Annotated in this window: 25 protein-coding genes, 1 tRNA gene and 1 pseudogene; 10 read left to right on the top strand and 17 right to left on the bottom strand. The window is 72.9% G+C overall.

Features of this window, described 5'->3' with window-relative positions:
• Nucleotides 1-30: 30 nt before the first annotated feature.
• Nucleotides 31-243, bottom strand: a complete 213-nt coding sequence (locus tag AC54T2_RS10305; protein WP_489976558.1) for a hypothetical protein — start codon at nucleotides 241-243, stop codon at nucleotides 31-33.
• Entirely contained in the window at nucleotides 240-761 is a 522-nt protein-coding gene (locus tag AC54T2_RS10300; protein ID WP_489976557.1) for a hypothetical protein, read from the bottom strand. Before AC54T2_RS10300 ends, AC54T2_RS10305 begins: the two co-directional genes overlap by 4 nt.
• 314 nt (nucleotides 762-1,075) lie before the next feature.
• On the opposite strand from AC54T2_RS10300, the gene AC54T2_RS10295 reads away from it, so the two are divergent.
• The 3 genes from AC54T2_RS10295 (at nucleotide 1,076) to AC54T2_RS10285 (ending at nucleotide 4,535) form a co-directional block, all read left to right on the top strand.
• Complete coding sequence (locus tag AC54T2_RS10295) at nucleotides 1,076-1,768, top strand: response regulator (protein ID WP_489976556.1); 693 nt, start codon at nucleotides 1,076-1,078, stop codon at nucleotides 1,766-1,768.
• Nucleotides 1,769-1,932: 164 nt separating this feature from the next.
• Nucleotides 1,933-3,636 (top strand): GAF domain-containing sensor histidine kinase, encoded by a 1,704-nt coding sequence (locus AC54T2_RS10290; protein ID WP_496666112.1) that lies wholly within the window; start codon nucleotides 1,933-1,935, stop codon nucleotides 3,634-3,636.
• 95 nt (nucleotides 3,637-3,731) lie between these two features.
• Nucleotides 3,732-4,535 carry a siderophore-interacting protein gene (locus AC54T2_RS10285; protein WP_496666111.1) on the top strand — a complete coding sequence of 268 codons (804 nt, stop codon included), beginning with the start codon at nucleotides 3,732-3,734 and terminating at the stop codon, nucleotides 4,533-4,535.
• Nucleotides 4,536-4,582: 47 nt separating this feature from the next.
• On the opposite strand, the gene AC54T2_RS10280 is transcribed toward AC54T2_RS10285, so the two are convergent.
• Nucleotides 4,583-4,849, bottom strand: coding sequence for a metal-sensitive transcriptional regulator (locus tag AC54T2_RS10280; protein ID WP_186341535.1), 267 nt, complete (start codon nucleotides 4,847-4,849; stop codon nucleotides 4,583-4,585).
• A gap of 215 nt (nucleotides 4,850-5,064) precedes the next feature.
• Between AC54T2_RS10280 and AC54T2_RS10275 the strand changes: the two genes are divergently transcribed.
• From AC54T2_RS10275 to AC54T2_RS10265, 3 genes are all read left to right on the top strand, one after another.
• Entirely contained in the window at nucleotides 5,065-5,778 is a 714-nt protein-coding gene (locus AC54T2_RS10275; RefSeq protein ID WP_496666110.1) for an ANTAR domain-containing protein, read from the top strand.
• Between the two features lie 312 nt (nucleotides 5,779-6,090).
• A complete protein-coding gene (locus AC54T2_RS10270) occupies nucleotides 6,091-6,486 on the top strand; it encodes a hypothetical protein (protein ID WP_496666109.1) in 396 nt (131 codons plus the stop codon).
• Nucleotides 6,452-7,201: a hypothetical protein gene (locus tag AC54T2_RS10265; RefSeq protein ID WP_496666108.1), complete on the top strand. Its 750-nt coding sequence runs from the start codon at nucleotides 6,452-6,454 to the stop codon at nucleotides 7,199-7,201. Before AC54T2_RS10270 ends, AC54T2_RS10265 begins: the two co-directional genes overlap by 35 nt.
• Before the next feature lie 73 nt (nucleotides 7,202-7,274).
• Here the strand turns inward: AC54T2_RS10265 and AC54T2_RS10260 are convergent.
• The 6 genes from AC54T2_RS10260 to AC54T2_RS10235 form a co-directional block, all read right to left on the bottom strand.
• Nucleotides 7,275-7,348, bottom strand: a tRNA-Met gene (locus AC54T2_RS10260).
• A 49-nt stretch (nucleotides 7,349-7,397) separates the two neighbouring features.
• Nucleotides 7,398-10,394, bottom strand: a complete 2,997-nt coding sequence (locus AC54T2_RS10255) for a UPF0182 family membrane protein (protein WP_496666107.1) — start codon at nucleotides 10,392-10,394, stop codon at nucleotides 7,398-7,400.
• A gap of 5 nt (nucleotides 10,395-10,399) precedes the next feature.
• Entirely contained in the window at nucleotides 10,400-11,023 is a 624-nt protein-coding gene (locus AC54T2_RS10250) for a PPA1309 family protein (protein WP_241005354.1), read from the bottom strand.
• The gene (locus tag AC54T2_RS10245; protein ID WP_489976550.1) at nucleotides 11,020-12,072 is read right to left on the bottom strand and encodes a S16 family serine protease; all 1,053 of its coding nucleotides are present in this window, start codon (nucleotides 12,070-12,072) and stop codon (nucleotides 11,020-11,022) included. The genes AC54T2_RS10250 and AC54T2_RS10245 overlap by 4 nt, the downstream gene beginning before the upstream one ends.
• Nucleotides 12,073-12,132: 60 nt before the next feature.
• The gene (locus AC54T2_RS10240) at nucleotides 12,133-12,393 is read right to left on the bottom strand and encodes a hypothetical protein (protein ID WP_496666106.1); all 261 of its coding nucleotides are present in this window, start codon (nucleotides 12,391-12,393) and stop codon (nucleotides 12,133-12,135) included.
• Nucleotides 12,394-12,434: 41 nt separating this feature from the next.
• Nucleotides 12,435-12,908: a molybdenum cofactor biosynthesis protein MoaE gene (locus AC54T2_RS10235; protein ID WP_496666105.1), complete on the bottom strand. Its 474-nt coding sequence runs from the start codon at nucleotides 12,906-12,908 to the stop codon at nucleotides 12,435-12,437.
• An 87-nt stretch (nucleotides 12,909-12,995) separates the two neighbouring features.
• Between AC54T2_RS10235 and AC54T2_RS10230 the strand changes: the two genes are divergently transcribed.
• On the top strand, nucleotides 12,996-14,381 hold the full coding sequence (locus tag AC54T2_RS10230; RefSeq protein ID WP_496666104.1) for a zinc-dependent metalloprotease: 1,386 nt from the start codon (nucleotides 12,996-12,998) through the stop codon (nucleotides 14,379-14,381).
• The gene (locus tag AC54T2_RS10225; RefSeq protein ID WP_489976546.1) at nucleotides 14,378-14,980 is read left to right on the top strand and encodes an NUDIX domain-containing protein; all 603 of its coding nucleotides are present in this window, start codon (nucleotides 14,378-14,380) and stop codon (nucleotides 14,978-14,980) included. The genes AC54T2_RS10230 and AC54T2_RS10225 overlap by 4 nt, the downstream gene beginning before the upstream one ends.
• Here the strand turns inward: AC54T2_RS10225 and AC54T2_RS10220 are convergent.
• The 3 genes from AC54T2_RS10220 to AC54T2_RS10210 form a co-directional block, all read right to left on the bottom strand.
• Complete coding sequence (locus tag AC54T2_RS10220) at nucleotides 14,929-15,468, bottom strand: M48 metallopeptidase family protein (RefSeq protein ID WP_186341525.1); 540 nt, start codon at nucleotides 15,466-15,468, stop codon at nucleotides 14,929-14,931. The two genes, AC54T2_RS10225 and AC54T2_RS10220, sit on opposite strands and share 52 nt — an antisense overlap.
• Nucleotides 15,469-15,539: 71 nt before the next feature.
• Entirely contained in the window at nucleotides 15,540-16,586 is a 1,047-nt protein-coding gene (locus AC54T2_RS10215; RefSeq protein ID WP_241005353.1) for a PHP domain-containing protein, read from the bottom strand.
• A 295-nt stretch (nucleotides 16,587-16,881) separates the two neighbouring features.
• A complete protein-coding gene (locus AC54T2_RS10210) occupies nucleotides 16,882-17,688 on the bottom strand; it encodes an enoyl-CoA hydratase/isomerase family protein (protein WP_186341524.1) in 807 nt (268 codons plus the stop codon).
• A 305-nt stretch (nucleotides 17,689-17,993) separates the two neighbouring features.
• On the opposite strand from AC54T2_RS10210, the gene AC54T2_RS10205 reads away from it, so the two are divergent.
• Nucleotides 17,994-18,152: a DUF5679 domain-containing protein gene (locus AC54T2_RS10205; protein WP_090969683.1), complete on the top strand. Its 159-nt coding sequence runs from the start codon at nucleotides 17,994-17,996 to the stop codon at nucleotides 18,150-18,152.
• A gap of 125 nt (nucleotides 18,153-18,277) precedes the next feature.
• A complete protein-coding gene (locus AC54T2_RS10200; protein WP_186341523.1) occupies nucleotides 18,278-18,790 on the top strand; it encodes a hypothetical protein in 513 nt (170 codons plus the stop codon).
• A 13-nt stretch (nucleotides 18,791-18,803) separates the two neighbouring features.
• Here the strand turns inward: AC54T2_RS10200 and AC54T2_RS10195 are convergent, their stop codons facing one another.
• The 5 genes and pseudogenes from AC54T2_RS10195 to AC54T2_RS10175 form a co-directional block, all read right to left on the bottom strand.
• Nucleotides 18,804-18,971: a hypothetical protein gene (locus tag AC54T2_RS10195; protein ID WP_186341522.1), complete on the bottom strand. Its 168-nt coding sequence runs from the start codon at nucleotides 18,969-18,971 to the stop codon at nucleotides 18,804-18,806.
• A 149-nt stretch (nucleotides 18,972-19,120) separates the two neighbouring features.
• A pseudogene (locus AC54T2_RS10190) lies at nucleotides 19,121-19,339 on the bottom strand (putative WhiB-interacting protein); the annotation flags it as partial.
• A gap of 23 nt (nucleotides 19,340-19,362) precedes the next feature.
• On the bottom strand, nucleotides 19,363-19,743 hold the full coding sequence (locus tag AC54T2_RS10185; RefSeq protein WP_496666103.1) for a WhiB family transcriptional regulator: 381 nt from the start codon (nucleotides 19,741-19,743) through the stop codon (nucleotides 19,363-19,365).
• A gap of 113 nt (nucleotides 19,744-19,856) precedes the next feature.
• Nucleotides 19,857-20,042, bottom strand: coding sequence for a hypothetical protein (locus AC54T2_RS10180; RefSeq protein WP_186341520.1), 186 nt, complete (start codon nucleotides 20,040-20,042; stop codon nucleotides 19,857-19,859).
• Nucleotides 20,043-20,161: 119 nt separating this feature from the next.
• On the bottom strand, nucleotides 20,162-22,285 hold the full coding sequence (locus AC54T2_RS10175) for an ATP-dependent DNA helicase UvrD2 (RefSeq protein WP_496666102.1): 2,124 nt from the start codon (nucleotides 22,283-22,285) through the stop codon (nucleotides 20,162-20,164).
• Nucleotides 22,286-22,329 lie beyond the last annotated feature (44 nt).

The raw sequence follows: 22,329 nt of genomic DNA, 5'->3' as shown, positions 1-22,329 counted from the left end.
GCCGCCGCGCGGGCAGCGTGCTCCCGGGCGTCACGTGCCGATCGCGACCTGGCCCACCAGCACCCCGACGAGGCGCGCCAGCACCATCCCCACCGCGCCTCCAACGACGAGGCCCACCGTGACGAGGACCAGCACGGTCATCGTGGTCGCGGTCCACGGCCGGCGCTCGGGGAAGTAGGTGTCCGGGAGGCCGCGCCGGTGCAGGAGAGGCCATCCGGAGAGCCGGACGGTCGGGAGTCTCATTGCGGCAGCGGCGCGACGCGACCCGCGCCCGCCTGCCTCTCGGGACGCACCACGGCGCGAACGGCACTCCGCGCGTTCCCGCGCTCACCGCCCCGGCCGTGGGCTGCGTGGTCGCGGATCAGCCGTCGGGCGAGCGCCTCGCAGAGCGCGAGGGCGTCGGGGCCGCTGGCGGCGATGGGGGCCACGAGGCGGTCGGCGCGGTGGACCATGCGCAGCACCCGCCCGGCCGGGACCGACTCGCCGAACTCCGCGACGAGACGCTCCCCCAGGTCCGCGACGCCCTTGCGGTGGTCGAGCGGGGTCGTCACCAGGTCGGCGGCGTGGTCGTCGAGCAGCCCGCGGGCGACCGCCTCGCAGAGGGCGAGGGCATCCGCCGCGTCGCTCGCGGCCGAGGCGACCAGCCGGTCGGCGCGATGGACGATCCGCAGCACTCGGCCCGCCGGGATGAGTGTCCCGAACTCCGCCGCCAGCCGCTCGCAGAGCTGGTCGATGTCCCTCCTGTGCGTCGTTGCGTCCATCGGTGCTCCTTCGTCGCACATGAGGGGACTGCCCTCAAGCGTCGACGACGCGGCGCACGGAACGCAGAGGCCAAGTGCTCGCTGCCGCGATGACCTCCGCAATGGGACCCCGGCCGGGCGGGCGGGAGCTGCCTTGATCCGCCGGGCGGGCACGGCGCATGATCGCGAGATGTCCCGGACCGCTCACCGTCGGGCCCGGGACCGCTTTCGGCACGATAGACCCAGCGAGCGCAGCGCGGTAGTGCCGAACGTTCGACAACTAGCGTGACTTCTTACCACGTCACGAAGTCGGCGCACAGCGGTACTTTGGTCGCATGGCACAGCCGTCTCGGGCCGCGGCCGGCACGTCGCGTCGACCCGTCTCCGTCTATCTGCTCGACGACCACGAAGTGGTGCGTCGAGGGCTCCGCAGCGTCCTCGAGCACGACGGCGACATCGTCGTCGTCGGGGAGTCGGGCCTGGCCCAGCAGGCGGCGAGACAGATCCCTGCCCTGCGCCCGCAGGTCGCCATCCTCGACGTCCGGCTCCCCGACGGCTCGGGGGTCGAGGTGTGCCGACAGGTCCGCTCGGTCGACCCCGGCATCGCGGCGCTGATGCTCACGTCCTACGACGAGGACGAGGCGTTGTTCGCGGCCATCATGGCCGGGGCGGCCGGCTACCTGCTCAAGCGCGTCAAGCCGGCCGACCTCGCCGAGACCGTGCGCCGGGTCGCCGACGGGCAGTCCATGCTCGACCCGGCGGTGACCTCGCACGTCCTCGCCCGCTTACGCGACACGCGCCCCGAAGACCCCCTGACCCGTCACCTCACCCCCAAGGAGCAACAGGTCCTGGAGCTGCTGGGTGAGGGCATGACCAACCGCGAGATCGCGTTCGCGCTGCACCTGTCCGAGAAGACCACGAAGAACTACGTGTCGTCGGTGCTCGGCAAGCTCGGGGTGAGGTCGAGGACGCAGGCCGCGATCCTCGCCAAGAGCCCGCACCCCAACACCGGCGATCGTCACGGCTGAGGCCATGCAGCCGCGGGTACAGGTGGACCAGGCGCGGCCGCCGCGACGGGCGGCTCGCGAGCTCGCCGTCCTTTCGCACCCCCCAGGGGTGGACGTCAGGGGAGGGAGACGCCTGCAGGGCGCATGATCGTGTGACACAGCCGCACATCTTGGGGGGAGCAGGAATGCAGGAGATCTCGAACAACATCGCCGCCGGCACTCAGGAATGGGGCCCGGAGAGGTCGACCTTCGACGACCTGATGCGCATGGCCAGGCGCGGCGGTCGTGCCGACGACGAGACGGACCGGTGGGAGCGGCTGCTGGCTGCGGCGTCGACCCTGTCGTCCGGCTCGGCTCTCGACGACGTGCTCAACCAGGTGCTCCGGGTGGGGGCCGAGATCACCGGCGCGCGCTTCGGGGCCCTCGCCATCGCCGACTGGGACACGACCCGGCCGATGCGCCTCCTCTTCACCCACGGCGACCTCGGCACCCACGGCACGCGGCTCGACGACCTGCTCACCGACAAGCCCTTGGGCTCGCCCGGCGAGGAAACGTCGCGGGCGGCGAGCGACGATGCCACCGGCCGCCGGCCCCCTCGTCGCGCCGAGGGCGCAGCGCGCGACATCCTCAGCGTGCCGGTGCGGGTCGCCGACCGCGCCGTCGGGACGCTCTACTTCTCCGAGAAGACCAACGGGCCGGCGTTCCTCGACCGCGACGAGCAGGTCGCGCGGGCGCTCGTCGGCGTCGCTGCGATGGCCATCGAGAACTCCCGGCTCCACGACCGGGCATCGCACCGCGAACGGTGGGTCTCGGCAGCCAGCGAGCTCGTCACGTCCAACCCCGACGACATGTCGCTGCAGATCGTCGCCGACTGGGCCCGCGACCTCTCCGGTGCCGATGCGGCCTGGATCGTCCTGGGCGACGACCCGGCCCACCTGCAGCTGCGCGTCGTCTCCGGCTTCGACGCCGACCCGGACGCCATGGCCGAGGTCGACTTCACCACCTCGCTCACCCGCTGCGTGACCTTCAGCGGCCGCCCGCTCAAGGTGAACAACATCTTCGAGCACGACAGGGGGGTCGACGTCTCGGCGGCGCTCGGTCACGGCCCCATGGCCTCCGCCCTCGTCGTCCCGCTCTACAGCTCCGCCGACGGCGACGCCGCCGTCACCCTGGCCTGGCTGGACGAGGTCGACCCGGCACGCCTGCACCACGACGCCGCGCTCCCCACCCTGCTGGCCCAGCAGGCTCCGCTGGTGCTGCACGTCGCCCGCATCCGCCAGGACGAGAGGCGCCTGGCCGTGCTCGAGGAGCGCGACCGCATCGCCCGCGACCTGCACGACCTGGTCATCCAGCAGCTCTTCGCGGTGGGCCTCGAGCTGCACAGTGCGTCATGGGTCGAGGACCCGTGCGACATGGCCGCGCGCATCGACCGCGCGACCGAGGAGATCGACGACGTCATCCGCGAGATCCGGACGACGATCTTCCGGCTCGGCCCGGTGGCCGCGGCCGCCGACCCGCGCGCGGCCATCGTGGAGGTGGTCGAGCGTGCCGCCCGGACGATGAAGGTGCGTCCTGTCGTGCGCTTCGACGGACCCGTCGGGTCCGTGCTCGACACCGACCTGCTGCCCGAGGTGCTGGCCGTGATCACCGAGGCGCTGTCCAACGTCGTGCGCCACGCCCACGCCTCGACGTGCGCGATCGACGTGGCGGTCGACACCGAGGTGGTCGTGCGTGTGCGCGACGACGGCGTGGGGATGCCCGACGGCGTGCACGAGACGGGCGGGCTGGCCAACCTCAGGCTGCGCGCCGAGCAGCGCCGCGGGCGCCTCCAGGTCGCCACGGCCGACGGCCGTGGCACGACGGTGACCTGGTCGGCGCCACTGACCTGACCGCGGCATCGGAGGGTCCGCGAGGCATGGCTAACCTGAGCGCGACGACCCGCCGGGGTAGCACCGGCGGGTCCCGGACGCCCAGGAGGGACGACATGTACGGCGAGGTGGTCTCCACCCGGCAGCTGGGCTCCCACCTCGTCCGGGTGGTGCTGGGCGGGCCGGGGCTCGACGGGTTCACCCCGACCGGGCACGCCGACGACTACGTCAACTGCTTCTTCCTGCCACCCGAGGCCCCCTACGCGCCCCCGTTCGAGGACGAGGCCGTGCGTGGGCTGCCCCGTTCCCAGCGGCCGCGGCCGCGCCGCATCACGGTGCGCGCATGGGACGGCGCGCGTCGCGAGCTCACGCTCGACATCGCCGCCCACGGCGACGTCGGGCACGCGGGCCGGTGGGCGACCCACGCCCGGCCCGGCAACCGGCTGCAGCTGCGCGGCCCGGCGGGCGGCTACCACCCCCATCCCGACGCCGGCTCCTACCTGCTGGTGGGCGACGAGAGCGCCCTGCCGGCGATCGCCGCGTGCGCCGAGGCCGTGCCCGAGGGTCGGCCCGTGACGGCCGTGCTCGAGGTCGAGGACGCCGCCGGTGAGGTGCCGCTCCACTCCCCCGGTGTGCTCCACGTCCGGTGGGTCCACCGCACCGGTCACGCCGACCCCGAGGGCCTGCTCGCCGACGCGGTGCGCGCCCTGCCTCCAGCACCGGGGCCGGTGAGCGCCTTCGTGCACGGCGAGGCGGGCGCGACGCGGGCCGTGCGGCGGGTGCTCCTGGGCGAGGGCGTCGTCGACGAGCAGATGCTCTCCTGCTCGCCCTACTGGCGGCGCGGGCTCGACGACGAGCAGTGGCGCGCGGTCAAGGCAGACTGGGTGCGGGCGCTCGCCGCGGAGGACGTCACCGCCTGAGCGGTGGCCGGAGGCCCGCCCGCCGCACGCAGGGCGTACGCCCGCCCTCAGGCGAGCGACAGGAAGAGCTTCTCCATCTTCTTCACGTCGATGTCGTCGGCGCCGCCGTCGCCGTTGAGCAGGCACTGCTGCAGGCCGTTGGCCACGATGGCGAAGCCCGCGCGGTCCAGCGCCTTGGAGACCGCAGCGAGCTGGGTGACGACGTCCTCGCAGTCGCGCCCCTCCTCGAGGAGGCGGAGGACGCCCGCGAGCTGGCCCTGTGCGCGCTTGATCCGGTTGATGACCGGCTTCATCGAGGTGGGGTCGAGCTCCATCGGTTCTCCTGGGTGCGAGGGTCGGGGCGCTGGGTGCGGCAGCGCCGCCCGGCGTCGGCCGCGATACCCCCCATCGTATGCCGGGGCGCGGGCACCTCCACGGCGCCCGTCGCGCACGTAGCGTCGATCGTCTCGACCGTCGGCTCGTCCCGGCAGCGACGCCGTATGGTGATGGTGAACGCATCAGGCGAGAACGGCCGCGAGGGAGCGAGCGTATGAGCCAGGTAGAGCCGCCGCGGATCGCGGCGCTGCTGGCCCAGGCGGCCACGAGCATCACAGCCGCCCGCACCACCCACGACATGGTCGAGGCGATCGTCGCCGCCGCACCGGACGCCGTGCCGGGCTTCGACCACGCCAGCGTGACCATCCGGGGCAAGGACGGGCAGAACGAGACCTACGCCGCCTCCAGCAACGTGGTGGAGAAGCTCGACCTCATCCAGTACGACTGCGGTGAAGGACCGTGCCTGGACGCCCTGGTCGACGGGGGCACGGTCATCTCGGACCACATGCGACATGAGCACCGTTGGCCCAGCTTCGTACCCCGCGCCCTCGAGGCCGGGGTCACGGCCCAGATGGGGATCGGGCTGCACGAGGTCGACAGCGCCGGCGGCGCCGTGCTCAACCTCTGCAGCACCACCGGTGATGGCATCGGCCCCGAGTCGCGAGACCTCGCCCAGCTCTTCGCGCTCTATGCCGCCACCGCCCTGGGAGGGCGACACAACGAGGAGCACCTCACCACCGCCCTGTCCAGCCGGAAGGTGATCGGACAGGCCGTCGGCATCCTCATGGAGCGCTACCGGATCAACGAGTCGAATGCCTTCGACTACCTGGTACGCGTCTCCTCCACCGCCAACGTCAAGCTCCGCGACGTCGCCGCGGAGGTCGTGACGCAGAGCGACACCCGCTACACGACCGACCCACCGCACTGAGCGGGGCCAGCGCGGCCCAGGCGCGAGTCGAGTGCTGGAGGCGTCGTCGTCCGCGCGAGGGCCGGCACTCGACGCCGGCAGCGGCCGGCCGGGACGCCCGCTCGGGACCTCCCCCGCACGACTCGTGACCCGGATGCGTTGACACCGTGCCGTTCGGAGCGGACCGTGGGCACACATGGAGGTCGTCGTCCTCGGCGCGGGTCCGGCCGGGCTGCTGGCCGGCGCTGCGCTCGCGGAGCGCAGGCACGTGGTCACCGCGGTGGACCGCGACCCCGGTCCGCCGCGGACGGCACGTGGCGGCGCCGAGGCGTCATGCAGTTCGAGCGCGCTCACGGCTTCCGCCCGCAGGTGGCCGAGACACCGGAAGGGCGCACCGTCACCATCGGCAGCCGTTCCCGTCGTTCAGTCCTCGAACGCGCCCTGCGCATCGCCGCCGCGGACACGCCCGCGTTGCGCCTGCGCCTCGGGCACGTCGACCGGCTCCTGGTCGAGGACGGGCGCGTCACCGGTGCGGTCGTGGACCGGGTGCCGCTGACAGCCGACCTGGTGGTGGACGCCCCCGCCCGCTCGAGCCGGATCGACAGGACGACCGATCCCGAGCTGGAGGGTCTCTGCGGCCTGGCGTACGTCGACCGCACCTACCAGCTGCTGCCGGGGGGCCGAGCCAGGTCCGATGGACAACCCGCTCGGCGCCTTCAGCGGGTATGACGGCTACCAGGTCCTGCTGTTCCTGCACGAGGCCGGACACTTCTCGGTGCTCTTCGGCTGCCCGATGGCCGACGACGGGCTGAAGCCACTCCGGCTCGACGCCGTCTTCGACGCTGCCTGTCGCGCCGTCCCCGCACTCGCCCGCTGGACCGACCCGGAGCGGGCGCGACCGATCAGCCCGGTGATGGTGGGCGGCGCCCTGCGCAACGTGTACCGGCCCCAGCGGCGGATCGCCGGGCTCGCATCGGTGGGTGACGTCGTGGCCACCACGACACCCACCCGCGGCCGCGGCATCGCGATGGCGTTCACCCAGATCGACAACCTCCTCCGCCTGCTCGACGACGGCGCGGATCCGGCGTCGCTCGCCGACCCGTTCGGTGCCTGGTGCGACGAGCAGATCCGCCCCTGGGTCGAGGACCACATCGCCATCGACACCGATGCCGTGGCGCGCTGGCAGGGCGCCGAGCTCGACCTGGCCCGGCCGTTGACGACCGAGCGGATCCGCGAGGCCGCCCAGGCGGACCCCCGGATCGGCGAGTACGCCGGACCGTACTTCTCGATGACCGCGCTCCCCAGCTGCCCCACGCCGGCCGAGCCCCTGGCGCGGGCGGTCTACGAGACCGGCTGGCGGGCGCCGTACGCCGCCGGCCCCAGCCGGGACGAGCTGGTCGCCATGATCGAGGAGACCCGAGCGCGCCTGGACCGAGGGAAGTGAGCGGGGGGATCCGGATCCCCGGGGAAGCGACAAGGCCTGATCCGCATCGCTGCAGATCAGGCCTCGTCCTTTGTAGCGGGGGCAGGATTTGAACCTGCGACCTCTGGGTTATGAGCCCAGCGAGCTACCGAGCTGCTCCACCCCGCGTCGGTGAACAGAACCTTACAGGGGTGGTCGGGCGGAGCCCAAATCGGGGTCAGCGTGCCGCTCGGACCGCCTCCTCGATGAGCGCGCGACCCTCGTCCATGAGGCGTGCCCAGCGCACGGTGTCGCCGTTGCGCTGCGCCTCGTCGGCCCGGGAGAACTTGTCCTCGGCCTGCTCCAGCAGCTCGCGGACCGTGGACGGGGTGCCGGGCTCCGTGGTCGGCTGCTCACCCGGCGACTCCGACGGCTCCTCGGTCGGCTCCTCCGTGGGGTCCTCCGTGGGGTCCTCCGTCGGGTCGGTCGTCTCGTCCTCCGAGGCGTCGGAGGTCAGGGCGTCCTCGATCGCGTCGACGAGCGTGGTGCCGATGCCGACCCTGTTCTCGTAGGAGACGAGCACGAACCGCAGGATCGGGAAGTTGGACTCACCGTCACGGCGCGTGTAGACCGGCTGCACGTACATGAACGTGTCGTCGATCGGCAGCGTGAGCAGGTTGCCCGGCACCCGGTCGGCGTCACCGGTCGTGTAGGGCAGCAGCGCCTGGCTGATGTCCTCGTTGGTGGCGAACGTGTTGGCGATCTGCAGCGGCCCGCCCGTGGGCTCGTTGGGCAGCTGCAGCACCCTGACCTTGCCGTAGTCGTCGCTCGTCGCGTCGCTGTTGACCGACAGGTAGGCGGCGAGGTTGTTCTCCTTGCGCCGCGGCACGTAGACCGAGGTCAGCGACCAGGTCTCGCCGTCGCCGGTGTCGGCGAAGAGGCGGTAGGGCGGCTGCAGCCGGGTGGTGCGCTGCGGGTCGCTCGGCACCTCCCAACGGCTGGAGCCCTCGAACCACGCCGACGCGGACGTCTCGTGGTAGCGCTGGAACTGGAAGCGCTGGGCCTTGAACAGGTCCTCGGGGTAGCGCAGGTGCTCGCGCAGCGAGTCGGGGATGTCGTCCTTGGGCTGCACGACGTCGGGGAAGACCGCCTCCCACGCCTGCAGGATCGGGTCCGCCTCGTCCCACTCGTAGAGCGACACGGTGCCGTCGTAGGCGTCGACGGTGGCCTTGACCGAGTTGCGCAGGTAGTTGATCTCGTCGGTCGGCAGGGTCTGGAACCCGGTGTTCTCCTGCAGCGAGTCGTCGGTCATCTCCTCGAGCGACTCCCGCTGCGACAGCGGGTACTTGTCGGTGACCGTGTAGCCGTCGAGGATCCACAGGATCCGCCCGTCGACCACCGCCGGGTAGGGGTCGGAGTCGACGGTCAGCCACGGCGCGACCTTCTCCACCATGCGGCGCGGGTTGCGGTCGTAGAGGATCTTGGAGTTCTCGTGCACGCGGCTCGACAGCAGCAGGTTGGGCTCGCTGAAGCGCACCGCGTAGAGCAGCTGGTTGACGATGTTGCCGATCGGCACGCCCGCCTTGCCGTCATAGGTCGTCGCGACGTCCTCGTCGGTGCGCTCGCCGCGCGGCAGGTCGAACTCCACCGGCTTCCCGTCGGGGTTGAGCCCGACGATGCTGTAGGTCGGGCTCTGCTCGCCGAAGTAGACGCGGGTCTCGTAGCCCTCGTCGCCGGCGAGCCTGGTGAGTGCGTCCTCGTCGGCCTCCTGGCCCTCGGCCCACTGGATGCCGGTCTGCTGGACCGAGTCATCCTCCGGGCGCTGGTTGGCGTACGCGGCGATCACGCCGTTGCCGTGGGTGTAGGCGGTGTGCAGGTTGGACCAGTTCTGGTCGCCCTCGGCGAGGCCGCTCTGGTCGAGCTCGCGCACGCCGAGCACGACGGCGCGGTCCTTGCCGTCGATCTCGTAGCGGTCGACGTCGAGCACGTTGGGCACCGAGTAGTAGGCGCGCACCTGCTGCTGCTGCTCGAAGATCTCGCTGACGATCTGGGGGTCGACCAGCGGGATGCCGGCGGTCATGCCGTCGAGCTCCTCGAGCCGGCCGTCGGTGGCCACACCGGTGCCGGCGACGTTGCGGACCTCGATCTGGTCGAGCTGGTAGGCGGCGCGGGTCGCGTCGATGTTGGCCTTGATGTAGGGGCCCTCGCGGTCCGGCACGTTGGGGTTGACGCGGATCGCCTGGACCACCGTCGGCACGATCAGGCCGAGGATGATCGCGGACAGGGCGAACAACGCGACACCGACCGACGGCAGCAGCCAGGTGCGTCGCCAGATGTTGGCGAGGAACAGCAGCGCGCAGACGATCGCGATGCCGGCGAGGATCTCCTTGGCCGGCAGGACTGCCTTGTCGTCGGTGTAGCCCATGCCGGTGAAGATCGAGCCCGAGTTGGTGACGAGGTCGAAGCGGTCGAGCCAGTAGTCCACGGCCTTGGCGAGCACGAACAGCGCGAGAAGCGCGGAGACCTGGATCTGCGCGGCACTGGTCAGCCGCTCACCGGGGCGGGCGGAGAGCCGGATGCCGCCGAAGAGGTAGTTGGTCAGCAGCGAGGCGATCAGGCCGACGACGGCAGCGGCCATCACGAAGTCGACGAGGTAGTGCCAGAACGGCAGCTGGAAGACGTAGAACCCGACGTCCTTGTTGAAGTAGGGGTCGGTGGTGCCGAACTGCTCGCCGTGGCGCCACAGCGAGAAGCTGCGCCACTGGCCGGAGGCCGACGCGCCCGCGAAGAGCCCCATCACGCCGGCGGCGACCGCGATCACCAGGCCCATCCGCGGGGCGAGGAGCGCGCGGTAGCGGTCCATGCCGTCATCGGGCGTCCCGGGCATCCCCGGCCACAGCAGCGGGCGGAAGCGGTAGGCCATCGCCATGGCGATGGCCACCGCGGCCGCCATCAGCCCGGCGAAGACGAAGAACAGCCCGACGCGGGTCAGCAGCAGGGTGTTGAAGACCTCCTGGTAGCCGACCGAGCCGAACCACAGTCGCTCGGTCCAGAAGGAGGCGAACGCGCTCAGCAGCATGAACCCCACGACCAGGACGATCGCGGTGATGACCAGCGCTCCCGGACGGCGTGACGCGGCTGCGGGCCGTGCGCCTCCTGTGCCGCCGGGTCCGCCAGGCCGCTGGGGGCCGTCGGGTCCGGAGGGTCCTGTGGGTCGGTCGAACGGATTGCTCATCTTGACTAGGCCTGCTCAGGGTTCTCGTCGGGGCGGGGAGGGGTGTCGTGCAGTGTCTCGTGGAGCAGCTGGAGGAGTCCGGGCACCAGCTCGGTGCCGTTGACCACCGACTGCTCGTCGTCGTGGGCCCGCAGCCGCAGGGCGCAGTAGGACGCACCGGCGCGGGTCACGCCCGCGACCATGCGCACCTCCTGGCGGTCGGGGTGCTCGCGCGCGAACAGCTCGGCCGCGGCGGGGTCGTCGGGGATGTCGTCGTCGACGCCGGGCGGCAGCACCAGTCGCTCGATGACGGCGGCGCAGCCGGCCACGCTGTCGGGCCAGGCGATGCCGTGCAGCACGTCCTCGAGGACCTGGCCGGGGGGCAGCCCGTCCTGCTCGATCGGCGTGAGCGAGCCGTCCTCGGCGGGACCGTCGATCTCCATCACCGCGGCGAGCGCCGGCTCCTGCGCGACCAGCTCGGCGGTGTCGACCAGGGCGTAGAGGCGGGCCGGCTGGTCCCAGCCGTCCTGGGCGACGTGCGCCTCGATCTCGAGGACGGCAGTGGCCAGGGCGGGGTCCTCCGGCAGCGCGTCGGGTGCGGCCGCGTCGGCGGGACCGGCGTCGGGCGCCGGTGGGGTGGGGTCGGTCATGAAGCGGTGTCCTCGCAGGTCGGCAGGTCGGTGTCGGGGTCGGCCACCCAGTCGGACAGGGTCTCGACGGCGGCGTGCATCGTGGTGGCCTTCGCCAGGCGCATGTCGCCGGGGTCCACTCCCCCGATGCCGCCGCAGTTGGCGGCCGGCACGAAGAACAGGTCGGCTCCGGCGTCGCGGGCGGCGGCGATCTTCTGCTGGATGCCGCCGATGGGGCCGACCTCCCCGGTGGGGGTGATCGTCCCGGTGCCGGCGATCTCGGCGCCGCCGGTGAGCGAGCCCGGCGTCAGGGTGTCGTAGATGGCGAGCGCCATCATCAGCCCGGCGCTGGGGCCCCCGATCCGTTCGGAGATGTCGACGCTCACGTCGAAGGGGAAGTCGAAGCCGAGGCCGGGCGCGATGCCGATGCGGAGGTCGCCCTCGACCTCCTCGGGGGTGACGTCGACGCTGACCTCCTTCTCGCCGCGGCGCACGAGGAAGGTGAGGGGCTCGCCGGGGGACGCCTCGTCGACGGCATCCACCACGTCCTGGGCCTCCCGGATCGGCGTGTCGCCGACGCGCAGCAGCACGTCGCGCACCTCGAGCTTGCCGTCGGCGGGCAGCCCGGGGGTCACGTCGAGGATCTTCACGACGGGGTCGACCTCCTCGCCGAGCTCGGTGAGGGCCGCCGCCACGGCTGTGTCCTGGGAGGACGCCATCGCCGCCTCCGACTCGCGGTCGGTGGACTCGTCGGTCTCGTCGGGAGCGTAGATCGAGGACCGCGGCCACACGGCGGCGTCGGGGTCGAAGTAGGCCTGCAGCAGCTCGGGCAGGGAGACGTCCTCCTGCGGCGTGCTGACGTAGACGGTGGTCATCCGCAGCTCGCCGTCGTCGTGGTAGGCCTTGCGGCCCGCGACCTGGACGATCTCCTTGCCGTCGTCGTCGGCGAGTATGTCGACGGTCGGTCCTGGGTAGTAGGTGACGTAGGGCAACGGCACGAACGCCGCCGCCGCCCACAGCGCTGCGAGCAGGCAGAGCGCGAGCAATCCCGCACCTGTCCGCTCCTTCATGTCCCCAACTCTCTCAAATGGCGGCAACCGGCCGACGACGAGCCACCCCGGGCGGACTCCTCAGGAGGCGCGCCGGCCCGCGTCGTCGCGGGGCGCGGCGCCGTGGCTGGGGCGGACGGCGATGCCGGTGCTGCGGTCGCGCCCGGGCGCCGGCGTACGCCGGGGGGGCGCCGGCAGGTCCTTCGACAGTGCCCTGCCGAGGCGCTCGGCGGCCACGTCACGGTCGACCTCGCCGCGGCCGTCGCGCCCGGCCCACGACACCCACGCCATGACGGCGACAGTGACGACGGCCGACGGCACGAGCCACAGGAGGATCTCCACCCGACGAGCGTAGGCGCAGGGACCTCCCGGGACCGGGAGGCCTACGGCGTGCCGACCCACTCCTCGCTCTGGTCGTCGAAGACCTGGTGCTTCCAGATCGGCACCTCGGCCTTGAGGGTGTCGATGAGTGCCCGGGACGCCGCGAAGGCATCACCGCGGTGGGCCGCGGTGGTGGCGACGACGACGGCGAGGTCGCCGATGCGCAGCTCGCCGACCCGGTGCACGGCCACCACTCCCCTGACGTCGTGGTCCCGCGCCACCTGCCGGCAGACGTCCTCGAGCCGGGCCAGTGCGGACGGGTGGGCGGAGTAGTCGAGCGCCACCACGCCCTTGCCCCCGTCGTGGTCGCGGACCTGGCCGACGAAGAGGACGAGGCCGCCGGCCCCGTCGTCGCCGAGGGCGTCGAGCACCTCGACGACGTCGAGCGGGGTGTCGCGGATGTCGACGAGGCGCAGCGGATCACGGACGGGGTCACGAAGCGGGTCACGACGCGGGTCGCGGAGGGGGTCGCTCACCCGGGCGAGTCTAGGTCCGGCGCGCCCGTGGGGGCAGGCGTGGCGCAGGCGCGGGGGCTGCTGGGCCGGGTGGGTAACGTTGGCCCCATGAGTGACACCCCCGGCGGACCCGGGTCGTCCGGTCAGGGTCCCGATGACAACAACCCCTTCAAGGGCACGCCCTTCGAGCAGATCTTCTCCCAGATGGGCGGGTTCGGCGCGGGAGGCGGGATGCCCGACCTCAACTCGCTGATGGCGCAGATGCAGTCCCTGTTCGCGCCCCACGACGGGGCGGTCAACTGGGACACGGTCACCGACCTGGCCCGCCGCACGGCCGCGCAGGAGCCCGACCCGACCGTCAGCGCGGCGCAGTCCGCCGCGGTCGACGACGCGGTGCGCCTGGCCGACCACTGGCTCGACACCACCACCGAGTTCCCGTCCGGGGTGAGCACCACCGCCGCGTGGTCGCGGGCCGAGTGGATCGTGGAGACCATCCCCGTGTGGAAGGTGCTCGTCGAGCCGATCGCCGGCTCCGCCACCCAGGCGCTCGGCCAGGCCATGCCCGAGGAGATGAAGCAGCTGGCCGGCCCGTTGATGGCCATGATCGGCAGGGCCAGCGGTGCGATGGTCGCCACCCAGGTCGGCAGCGGCCTCGGCGCGCTGGCCGGTGACGTGCTCAGCGCCTCCGACATCGGCCTGCCCCTCGGCCCCATCGGCAAGGCGGCCCTGCTGCCGACCAACGTCGCGGTCTTCGCCGAGGAGCTCCCCGACGTCTCGGCCGACGACGTGCTGCTCTACCTCGCGCTGCGCGAGGCGGCGCACCAGCGGCTGTTCGCCGGGGTGCCGTGGCTGCGCGACCACCTCATCGGGGCGGTCGCCGAGTACGGCGCCGGCATGGACTTCGACACCTCCGGCATGGAGGCCAAGCTCCGCGAGGTCGACATCGCCAACCCGCAGGCGATGCAGGACGCCCTCACCGGTGGCCTGTTCGACCCCGAGCCGTCGGCCGCCCAGAAGGCGGCGCTGGAGAAGCTCGAGGTGACGCTCGCGCTGGTGGAGGGCTGGGTGGACGAGGTGGTCGGCCAGGCCACCGCCGAGCGGATGCCCGCCGCGGCCAAGCTGCAGGAGACCGTACGCCGCCGGCGCGCCGCCGGCGGTCCCGCCGAGCACACCTTCGCCACCCTCGTCGGACTCGAGCTGCGGCCCCGGCGCCTGCGCGACGCCTCCACCCTGTGGGGCTCGCTGCGCACCCGGCAGGGCACCGAGGCCCGCGACGGCGTCTGGATGTCGCCGCACCTGCTGCCCACCGCCGCCGACCTCGACGACCCGCTGGGCTTCCGGGAGGACTCGGTGACGCCCGACGAGCTGTCGGAGGAGGAGTTCGACGCCGGCCTGCGCGACCTGCTCGGCGGCGGCCAGGACGACCCCGACGACGGCCCCGACAAGGGCCCGGAGGACGGCCCGGAGGACGGCGGGTCCCGCCCCACCGGGTGAGCGCTCAGCTCCACGCGGCCGCGGTCGCCACGCTGACGGGCTGGGTCGCCCCGACCCCCGGCCAGGACGCCCTGCGCCGGCGCTTCCTCGCCCACCTCGCCGCGCACCCCGACGGGCTGGCCAAGGCCTGCTTCCCCGACCACCTCACCGCCGGGGCGATCGTCGTGTCGCCCGACGGCGGCCGGGTGCTGCTCAACCACCACCGCAAGGCCGACGCGTGGCTGGCCTTCGGCGGTCACCTCGAGCCGGGCGACGCCTCGCTCGCCGACGGCGCACGACGCGAGCTCGTGGAGGAGTCGGGGCTGGCGTCGTTCGACCTCGACGAGGAGCCGTTGTCGGTCGACGAGCACGCCGTGGAGTTCTGCTCCGAGCGGGGCACCGTGCACCACCTCGACGTGCGCTTCCTCGCCACGGCGGAGCCCACGGCCGCCCACGCCACGAGCGAGGAGTCGATCGACGTGCGGTGGTGGCCCGTCGACGCGCTGCCGGCGACGTTCGACGACATGTACGTCCTCGTCGACGCCGCCGTGGCGCGCGTGCGGTCGCGTCAGTCGACGTCGTCGCCCGGCGGCGGCTCGAGCCGCGCGGCCGCGGAGTAGCCCTCGAGGTAGCCCTTCGCCTTCTCCGCGCGGGGGTAGCGGTCGACCCACGCCCAGAACGCGGGCGTGTGGCCCGACTCCAGCAGGTGGGCCAGCTCGTGGACCAGGACGTAGTCGACCACCCAGGCGGGCACCTTCTGGAGCCTGTCGCTGAGCCGGATGGTGCGCTCGCCCGGGGTGCACGAGCCCCAGCGCGCGTTCTGGTTGCTCACCCACCGCACCGAGGCGGGGATGGCGAGGCCACCGAAGTAGAGGTCGTTGAGCTTGGCCGCCCGCACCACCAGGTCGCCGTCGGAGCGCAGCCGCCGCTTCTCCTGCCGCTCGATGCGGGCGACCATGTCGGCGACCCAGGTCGCCTCGTCGCGCTTGCTCATCGAGGCCGGGATGAGCACCACGATGCGGTCGCCGTCGCGGTAGGCCGAGACCGTGCGCCGCCGGCGGCGCGAGCGGCGCACCTCCACCTCGGGCGGGCTGGCCGGCGTGCTCATGTGCCGAACCTAGCCTCCTGCACCCACATCGGCAGGCGAACGCGCTGGCCGCCTGCCGGGGCGGCCAGCGCTCAGGACCGCGAGCCGGCCCACTCCAGCAGGCGGTCGCGATCCCACGTGTTGACGATGCGCTCGGGGTCGATCCCGGCCTCGGTGGCCCGGGCGGCGCCGTGGTCGAGCATGTCGAGCTGGCCCGGGGCATGGGCGTCGGAGTCGATGGAGAACAGGCAGCCGAGGTCGCGCGCCAGCTCGAGCAGCCGGGTGGGCGGGTCGCGCCGCTCGGGCCGGGAGTTGATCTCGACGGCCACCCCCTCCTCCGCGCAGGCGGTGAAGACGGCCGTCGCGTCGAACCTGCTCGGCGGACGCACGCCCCGGTTGCCGGTCACCAGGCGGCCCGTGCAGTGGCCCAGCACGTTGGTGTGCCGGTTGCGCACCGCGGCGACCATCCGCCTCGTCATCGGCTCGGGGTCCATCTTGAGCTTGGAGTGCACCGATGCGACCCGCACGTCGAGCCGGTCGAGCATCTCCGGTGTCTGGTCGAGCGAGCCGTCGTCGAGGATGTCCACCTCGATCCCCTTCAGCAGGGTGAACGACCCGCCGAGGTGCTCGTTGACCGCGTCGACGACCCCGAGCTGGCGGGTCAGCCGCTCCGCGCTGAGCCCGTTGGCGACCCGCAGCCGCGGGCTGTGGTCGGTGAGCACGAGGTAGTCGTGGCCCAGCTCCATGGCCGTCATCGCCATCTCCTCCAGCGGCGAGCCGCCGTCGGACCAGTCGGAGTGGGAGTGCAGGTCGCCGCGCAGCCTGGCGCGCAGCTCCTCCCCACCCCGGGCGAGCGGTCCCGCGGTGGTCTCCAGCCGGGCCAGGCGCTCGGGGACGACGCCGTTGCAGGCGTCGGTGATCACGGCGGCGGTGCTCGGCCCGATGCCCGGCAGGTCGGTGAGCGTGCCGTCGGCGGCGCGGCGGCGTACCTCCTCGTCGGGCAGCGGCAGGATCGTGCGGGCGGCCTTGCGGAACGCCTCGATCCGCCGGCTCTCCTCGCGCTGGCGCTCCATCAGGAACGCGATGCGCCGCAGGGTCGCGACCGGCCCGCGCGCGCCGCCCTGCTCCGTCTGGTCCACTACTTCTCCTCCACAGCCCCCGCACCGGCTCGTGCGCTGGTCAGGGGCACAGTACGGCGCGCGGGCCGGGCGTGTCGCGCACAGGCCCGTCCCCATGTGGGAGGCCGTCGTCCACGGCCCGCGGGCCACGGTGCACACGGTCTCCACAGGGCTGTCCACAGGCGTGGACATCGCGCTGTTGACCGCCCGGGGGGTCGGCCCTAGCGTTGCGGCCAGAAGGGCCCCGCGGCTCCTCGACGCCAGCAGGGGAAGGCAGGCGCCAAGGGCCGTGGGGCCCTCCTACGTGCAGCGTGCCTCAGCGGCCGCGGAACTCCGGCGCCCGCTTCTCCCGCGCTGCCGCGATGCCCTCCTGGAGGTCGGCGGTGGCGAGGGTCACCGGCTGGGCGAGCGCCTCCCACTGGAGCGCCGACTCGACGTCGGCGGGTCCGCCGCCCGCCAGCGCGACCTTGGTCAGCCGCGACGCGATGGGAGCCGTGGCCGCGATGCCGGCCGCCGTCTCGAGCACGTCGTCGAGGAAGGTCGCGCGGTCCACGACCCGGGAGACGAGCCCGAGGCGCAGCGCCTCGTCGGCCTCCACGACCCGGCCGGTGAGCAGCAGGTCGCGTGCGTGCGCCGCCCCCACGACGTCGGGCAGCAGTCGGGTGGCGGCCATGCCGGCGTGCATGCCCAGCTTGGTGAAGGGCACGCCGAGCTTGGCACCCTCGGCGGCGTAGCGGATGTCGCAGGCAAGTGCGAGGCAGAGCCCGGCGCCGATCGCGTGCCCGTTGACCGCCGCGATCGTGGGCACCTCCAGGCGCCGGATCGAGAGCCACGAGCGGTAGAACGGCAGCATCCGCGAGCGGAGCCGGTCGACGCCGGCGTCGGGCTCGCTCGCGATCCACGAGGTGTCGCCGCCGGAGCAGAAGGCACTGCCCTCCCCCGTGACGACGACTGCCCGCACCGACGGGTCCGCCGCGATCGCGTCGGTGGCCGCGACCCAGGACGAGGTCATCTGCTCGCTCATCGCGTTGCGCATGGCGGGGTTGTCGAGGGTCAGCAGGACGACCCCCTCTGACGGGCGCTCGAGGCGCAGGTGCGTGAGGTCTGGGGACTTCGCTGGCATGGGCCGAGGGTACTGATCCGGCCGGGGCGCGGCCGGGCCGGGCGGGCGCCCGACGGCGGTCCGGCGACGGTCGGGCGGTGGTCGGGCGGTGGTCGGGAGGGAGCCGGGAGGGGGCCAAACGGCGGCCGAACGGGTGCCGGTCCCGGAAGCGGGTTTCCACGCGTGGCGCGTGTGGTGCGTGAGCGTGGCCCGAGCGTGGCGTAGGGTCGTCCGCGGAGCGCTGGCAACCGCCAGTTATCCCCGGCGGGCTTCCCCTACGACAACCCCGTCGCGACGACCACGAAGAAACAAGCAAGGAGGCCGTCATGGCGGAGACCTGGAGCGGTGAGTTCTACTGCGTCAAGTGCAAGGAGAAGCGCGAGGCGGAGGGCGAGATCAAGGTCAACGACAAGGGCACCAAGATGGCCAAGGGCGTCTGCCCGGTCTGCGGCACCAACCTGAACCGCATCCTCGGCAAGGCGTGAGCCTCACCTCTTGAGCTCACTGCGGCGGCGTCACCCCTGGGGTGGCGCCGCCGCTGTCGTTCCCGGGCACGGATCCGCCTGTGGAGGACGCCCCGACCGGGGCCCCGAGGTGGCACGGTCGAGGGGTGACCGCGCGTCCTAGTCCGCCGTACGCCCACCTGCTGCGGGCGCAGCTCGACTGCCCTGACGCGTGGACCCCGCCCGTGGTCGCGGCGCTGACCGCCGCCGGCGTCCTCCTCGACCGCGAGGCGCCCGTGGGCGTCGCGGTGACGCCGGGGCGGACCGTGTCGAGCACCGTCGATGCGTGGTCGGTCGACTCGCTGCCGCACGTCCTGCTCGCGGTGCACCCGTGGGCGGTGGAGGTGGGGCCGTGGGTGGCCCCGGGCCTGGGCCCGTGCGCGAGGTGCGTCGCCGCGGCGGTCCTCGAGGAGGGCGGCGCGCCGGGCGCCGACGACGTGCCGCGCCCGCTGCTCGCCCTCGGGGTGGGCACGGCCGCGCGCGACCTCGCCGCCTGGTCGCGCGGCGAGCTGCCGCACACGTGGCTGACATCGTGGCGCCTCGACCACGAGCCGCTGCCGGCCGTGCGGCGCTGGCGGCGCCACCCCTATTGCGGGTGCGGGTGGTTCGAGGCCCCGTGAGGCGGGGTCGCGGTCACCACCACTCGCTGTCGAGCTTGCTCTCCATGGCCCGCAGGTGCGTGCGTGAGCACGTGTCGCAGAAGGCGCGGCGGCGGCCGTTCTCGACGGCGACGGTCCAGGTGAGGGTCTGCTCCTGCGGGGCGCTGGCGCCACAGAAGTCGCACGTGACGGGCTCGCTCACGCCCCGAGGCTACTCCGCACGGGCCGCACGGGCCGCTCGGAGACGCCGGTGAGCCGGTGCGGCGTCACCGTGACGACGCACCGGCTCACCGGGTGTCGGCTCACCCGCGATCAGGGCGAGGGGGTCCGGGGCCGAGGGGCCCCGGAGCATCAGAGCGCGCGGGCGAGGGCGAGGCGCGCCTGCTGCGCGGCCTGCTCGGCCTTGCGGCTCATCCGACGGGCCAGGGCCAGCTGGTGGCCGCGTCGCAGCTCGTGCGCCTCTCCCAGGCGCGCGGTCATTTGCGCGCGTGCGAGTTCTTCGTGCATGAGATTCATGTCGTGTCGTCCGTTTCGGTAGGTCTTCATGGGATGTGTGTCCTGTGGTTCCTCGGAGGTGGGTGAGCGGGTGGCGCCTACGCGGCGGCCCCGTCCTTCTGGTTCTGGCCGGCCTGGGTGGCGACCTGCTCGGACTTGCGGGGCCGGCCTCGCGGCCGCTTGCGCGGGATCACCACGCCCTGGAGGAAGAGCTCGCCTCCCCAGACGCCCCACGGCTCGCGCCGTTGGAGGGCTCCGTCGAGGCACAGCGCCTGCACGGGGCAGTCGATGCAGAGGGCCTTGGCCTGCTCCACGTCCGCGGGGGACTCGGCAAACCACAGCTCTGCGTCGTTGACGCGGCAGGGCAGCAACTCCTCATCCACTCCGGCAGCTGCGTCGTGCAGGGCTCCGAGCGGGGCCTGGGGCTCCCTCCCGGTCGCGTCGGCAGCTCGGTTGCGGTCGAGAACGCTGATGGTCATGTGTTCACCTCCTCTTCGTTGACCTGATCGCGGGTGGTTAGGACAAACAGAAAGGCCGCGGATCCCGGGTGTCGGGTTCCGCGGCCTGGAGGCTGCCGATGTAGGTGGATGACCTATGTCGACGGACTCCAGGCGGGAGGACCCGGGAAATCGCCCTTGATGCGCACGATCGCGGCGGCGTCGCCCTGGACAGCCTCCACGCCGGCACCGACAACGCGCGTGTGCGCACAGGGGCGGCCGAGGGCGGACATGCCGAAGGACGGCGACCACGCCGTCATCGTCTTCGTGTAGTTCTCCACGGGGGGCACCTCCTTCGGGGCGTCAGGCGCGGATCGTCGTCAGCGATCCCATGCGCGGGTTGTCGTGAGAGGAAACGTTAGACCCCTCACATCGTGAGGGGCAAACCATTTAATGGGTATTACCGTGATTTCTTCTGCGGAGGCGTCTCGGACCCCGCAGCGGCACCCTCGACGGGCCTCTCGACGGCCCTCTCGGCGGGCCTCTCGACGGCCCCGCCGGCGACGAGCGCGAGCACCTCGTCGCCGTACTTGGCGATCTTGCCGGGCCCGACGCCGCTGATGGCGCGCAGCCCTTGCTCGTCGGTCGGGACGTGCTCGGCGATGAGCTGCAAGGTGGCGTCGGTGAACACGACGAACGCCGGGACGCTGTCGTCGGCCGAGCGCGCCAGGCGCCACTCGCGCAGCCGCTCGAAGAGCGCCTCGTCGTAGGAGGCCGGGCAGTCGGCGCACCGCCCGGTCTTCTTCTCCACCGAGGTCGACAACGCGCCGCCGCACTCGCGGCAGTGCATCGCCGCCCGGTTGCGCCGGGTGCGCTCGCGCCGCTGCCCGGTCAGGCCGGGGACGCCGTCGAGCAGGGGCGCGAGGAACGGCGAGCTCCGCCGGTGGGAACGTCCGCCCGGCTCGCGCGCGGTGGCCCACGAGACGGTGAGCTCGTCGCGGGCGCGGGTCATCGCGACGTAGAGGAGGCGGCGCTCCTCCTCGACCTCCGCCGGCGTCTGAGCCTGGGAGATCGGCATCATCTTGTCGTGCATGCCGGCCACGAAGACGGCGTCCCACTCCAGGCCCTTGGCGGAGTGGATCGTGGCGACGGTGACCGCGTCGGCGACGGGTGCGTGCTGCTCGCTGGCGCGCCGGTCGAGGTCGTCGACGAAGTCGCCGACCCCGGCGTCGGGACGATCGCGGCTGAAGTCGGCGGCCAGGTCGACGAGCGCCTGCAGCGACTCCCACCGGTTGCGCACCTCTCCCCTGCCCTCGGGCGGCTCGGTGGAGTGGCCCATCTGCGACAGCACGGCCAGGACCGCCTCGGACACGGGTCCGGAGGCCTCGCCGGAGCGCGCCGCGCCCCGCACGAGGGTGATCGCCTGGCGCACCTCGGGACGGTCGAAGAAGCGGGCCGCGCCGCGCACGACGTAGGGGATGCCGCGGGCGGCGAGCGCCTCCTCGAAGCGCTCCGACTGGGCGTTGATCCGCAGCAGCACCGCCATCCGGCTGGCGGGCGTGCCGGAGGCACGGAGCGCGGCCACGCGGTCGGCCACGCCGTCGGCCTCCGCGACCTCGTCGGCGGCCTCGCGCCAGGTGATGCGGGCCCCCGAGGGTCGCTGGGCGCGGAGGTCGACGCCCTTGCTGGGCGTGCCGTCGAGCAGCCGGTTGGCCGCGGAGACGATCTCGGGGGTGGAGCGGTAGTTGCGGACCAGCTCGACGCTCGTGGCCGAGGGGAAGCGCTGGGTGAACTCGCGCAGGTAGCGGGCGTCGGCGCCGGCGAAGGAGTAGATCGTCTGGGCGGGGTCGCCGACGACGCACAGCTCGTCGCGGCCGCCGAGCCACAGGTCGAGGAGGGCGTACTGGAGGGGCGAGACGTCCTGGAACTCGTCGACGACGAACCACTTGTACTGGCGGCGCACCTGGGCGGCGACGGCGTCGTTGTCGGCGAGCAGCCCGGCGCCGAAGAGGAGCACGTCCTCCATGTCCATCCGGCCCTGGCCGCGCTTGACCTCCTCGTAGGCGTCGAAGGCGCGCGCCACGACCTCCGGGTCGAGGCCGGACACCGCCCGGCCGCGGCTGCGCGCGACCGCGGCGTAGGTGTCGGGGCTGACGTTGGAGACCTTGGCCCACTCGATCTCGCTGGCGAGGTCGCGCAGCGTGGCCTGGTCGACGCCGAGGCGCTGGCGACGGGCCGCCAACGCGATCATGCCGAGCTTGGACTCGACCAGCTCGGGCAGCTCGCGCTGGTGCACCCGGGGCCAGAAGAACCGCAGCTGGCGCAGGGCCGCGGAGTGGAAGGTGCGCGCCTGCACCCCCGGCGCGCCCAGCGCCCGCAGCCGCTCGCGCATCTCGCCCGCAGCGCGCGTGGTGAACGACAGGGCCAGCACCTCGGTGGGGGCATAGACCCCCTGCGCGACCCCGTGGGCGATGCGGTGGGTGATGGCCCGGGTCTTGCCGGTGCCGGCGCCGGCCAGGACGCGCACCGGCCCGCGGAGTGCCTCGGCGACCTGTCGCTGCTCGGGGTCGAGCGCTTCGAGCAACGGAACAACTCCTGCGAGGTGGTGGTTGGAACTGGTGGCGGGTG

The sequence above is a fragment of the Nocardioides sp. Z35_8 genome, assembly GCF_059621125.1.
The sequence above is the reverse complement of the archived record's forward strand: the minus strand, read 5'-3'. Positions and strand labels throughout refer to the sequence as shown.

Bases quoted from the DNA above. Each gene is read 5' to 3' on its own strand.
- AC54T2_RS10305 (WP_489976558.1), bottom strand. From the start codon at position 243: ATGAGACTCCCGACCGTCCGGCTCTCCGGATGGCCTCTCCTGCACCGG.
- AC54T2_RS10300 (WP_489976557.1), bottom strand. From the start codon at position 761: ATGGACGCAACGACGCACAGGAGGGACATCGACCAGCTCTGCGAGCGG.
- AC54T2_RS10295 (WP_489976556.1), top strand. From the start codon at position 1,076: ATGGCACAGCCGTCTCGGGCCGCGGCCGGCACGTCGCGTCGACCCGTC.
- AC54T2_RS10290 (WP_496666112.1), top strand. From the start codon at position 1,933: ATGCAGGAGATCTCGAACAACATCGCCGCCGGCACTCAGGAATGGGGC.
- AC54T2_RS10285 (WP_496666111.1), top strand. From the start codon at position 3,732: ATGTACGGCGAGGTGGTCTCCACCCGGCAGCTGGGCTCCCACCTCGTC.
- AC54T2_RS10280 (WP_186341535.1), bottom strand. From the start codon at position 4,849: ATGGAGCTCGACCCCACCTCGATGAAGCCGGTCATCAACCGGATCAAG.
- AC54T2_RS10275 (WP_496666110.1), top strand. From the start codon at position 5,065: ATGAGCCAGGTAGAGCCGCCGCGGATCGCGGCGCTGCTGGCCCAGGCG.
- AC54T2_RS10270 (WP_496666109.1), top strand. From the start codon at position 6,091: ATGCAGTTCGAGCGCGCTCACGGCTTCCGCCCGCAGGTGGCCGAGACA.
- AC54T2_RS10265 (WP_496666108.1), top strand. From the start codon at position 6,452: ATGGACAACCCGCTCGGCGCCTTCAGCGGGTATGACGGCTACCAGGTC.
- AC54T2_RS10255 (WP_496666107.1), bottom strand. From the start codon at position 10,394: ATGAGCAATCCGTTCGACCGACCCACAGGACCCTCCGGACCCGACGGC.
- AC54T2_RS10250 (WP_241005354.1), bottom strand. From the start codon at position 11,023: ATGACCGACCCCACCCCACCGGCGCCCGACGCCGGTCCCGCCGACGCG.
- AC54T2_RS10245 (WP_489976550.1), bottom strand. From the start codon at position 12,072: ATGAAGGAGCGGACAGGTGCGGGATTGCTCGCGCTCTGCCTGCTCGCA.
- AC54T2_RS10230 (WP_496666104.1), top strand. From the start codon at position 12,996: ATGAGTGACACCCCCGGCGGACCCGGGTCGTCCGGTCAGGGTCCCGAT.
- AC54T2_RS10220 (WP_186341525.1), bottom strand. From the start codon at position 15,468: ATGAGCACGCCGGCCAGCCCGCCCGAGGTGGAGGTGCGCCGCTCGCGC.
- AC54T2_RS10210 (WP_186341524.1), bottom strand. From the start codon at position 17,688: ATGCCAGCGAAGTCCCCAGACCTCACGCACCTGCGCCTCGAGCGCCCG.
- AC54T2_RS10205 (WP_090969683.1), top strand. From the start codon at position 17,994: ATGGCGGAGACCTGGAGCGGTGAGTTCTACTGCGTCAAGTGCAAGGAG.
- AC54T2_RS10185 (WP_496666103.1), bottom strand. From the start codon at position 19,743: ATGACCATCAGCGTTCTCGACCGCAACCGAGCTGCCGACGCGACCGGG.